A 1,684-nucleotide genomic window follows, 5' to 3' on the forward strand; every position below is an offset into this window, starting at 1 on the left:
CCCCCCGTGTCAGACTTGTTGTCGCCTCCTTAAAACAGAAGAAACTAGGGGGTGAGGACGATGAGAGAACGACGTGGCCCGATACGGACAAGACTTCAAGAACAAAGCATTGGCAAAGCTGTTGCCACCAGAAAGCGCCCCACTGGATCAAGTGGCAGCCGAGGTCGGAGTGAGCGCCTCAACCCTTGAGCGTTGGCGCAGTGATGCTTTGAGCCAGCCCCGCAGTGACAGCAAAGTCTGGAGTGCCGCGGCCCGCTTTGATGCCCTGCTGACCACAGCCGCCATGGACGAAACCGCCAAGAGCGCCTGGTGCCGAGCCAATGGGGTGCTACTGCACGATCTGCAACTGTGGCGGCAAACCGCAGCCCAGTCTTTGGCTGCCCCTCAAGATCAACGGGCCAGCCCCTCGCAAACCGCCCAAGACCGGCGCCGCATCAAAGAGCTCGAGCGCGATCTGCGCCGCAAAGAGAAGGCCTTGGCAGAAACCGCAGCCTTGCTGGTGCTGTCAAAAAAGTTAGAGACGATCTTCCAAAAGGACAGAGACGAGGACGAATGACCTCGCTTGAAGATCGTCAACAGATGTCTGACCTCATCACCCAGGCCTGCAATGCCGGGGCCCGACTGGCGCAGGCCTGCGAGCTGTGTGGCCTGAGCGAACGCACCCTGCAGCGCTGGCGGAGCCGGGCAACGGGTGCCGTGCTGGGTGGCGATCAACGCCCCCATGGCCATCGCCCAAGCCCCTCACACGCCTTGAGTGAGGCCGAACGCGCCGAACTGTTGCGTGTCGCCAATGAGCCGCGCTTTGCGGATTTACCACCTGCGCGCATCGTGCCTCTGCTGGCCGACGAAGGCCGTTACCTGGCCAGCGAATCGAGCTTTGCTCGGGTGCTGCGCCAGGCTGGGCAAAACGCCCACCGCAGCCGATCCCGAGCACCGAGAGCGCAACGGCCACCGACCACGCACATCGCCACAGCACCAGGCCAGGTCTGGTGCTGGGACATGACCTACCTGCCAGCCAGCGTGGCTGGGCGTTGGTTTTACCTGTACCTGATCGTGGACCTGTACAGCCGCAAGGTCGTGGGCTGGGAGGTTCACGCCGAAGATGATTCGGACCACGCGGCTCGCCTGGTGCAGCGCACGGCCTTGGCCGAAGGGATTGCCGCCAAAGACAGCAAGCCCGTGCTGCACGGCGACAACGGCGCCACGCTCAAGGCCACAACGGTGCTGGCCATGCTGCACTGGCTGGGGGTCAAACCCTCCTACTCGCGGCCCCGGGTGAGCGACGACAACGCGTTTGTGGAAGCGCTGTTCAGAACAGCCAAATATCGCCCGGAATACCCCAAGAGCGGATTTGCGGACCTGAGTGATGCGCGGGCCTGGGCTGCGAGGTTCGTGCATTGGTACAACCTGGAGCACCGCCACAGCGGGATTCGATACGTGACGCCAGCGCAGCGCCACAGTGGGCAGGACGTGGAGATATTGAAGCGCCGCAATGAGCTGTACCAGCAGGCCCGCCAATGCCATCCGGCGAGGTGGGCAAGACACACCCGAAACTGGGATCACATCGCGGTGGTCAAGCTCAACCCGGAGCGGGACTCAGAACCTATCAAGACGACGGAATCAGCACTGGATAAAGCGCCTCGGCGCGCATGAATTAGGCGACAACTTTCTTGACACGCACCGG

At 62.5% G+C, this 1,684-nt stretch carries 1 protein-coding gene; it reads left to right on the forward strand.

What is annotated here, in order from left to right:
* Positions 1-73 precede the first annotated feature (73 nt).
* Positions 74-1,653, forward strand: a protein-coding gene (locus F624_RS0131930) for an IS3 family transposase (protein ID WP_157443757.1) whose coding sequence is annotated in 2 segments (ribosomal slippage) — positions 74-515 and positions 515-1,653 — 1,581 coding nt in all. Because the reading frame shifts where the segments join, the coding sequence is not laid out codon by codon here.
* Positions 1,654-1,684: the final 31 nt, after the last annotated feature.

Origin of the sequence: Curvibacter lanceolatus ATCC 14669 (assembly GCF_000381265.1) — a bacterium.
GTDB lineage: Bacteria > Pseudomonadota > Gammaproteobacteria > Burkholderiales > Burkholderiaceae_C > Curvibacter > Curvibacter lanceolatus.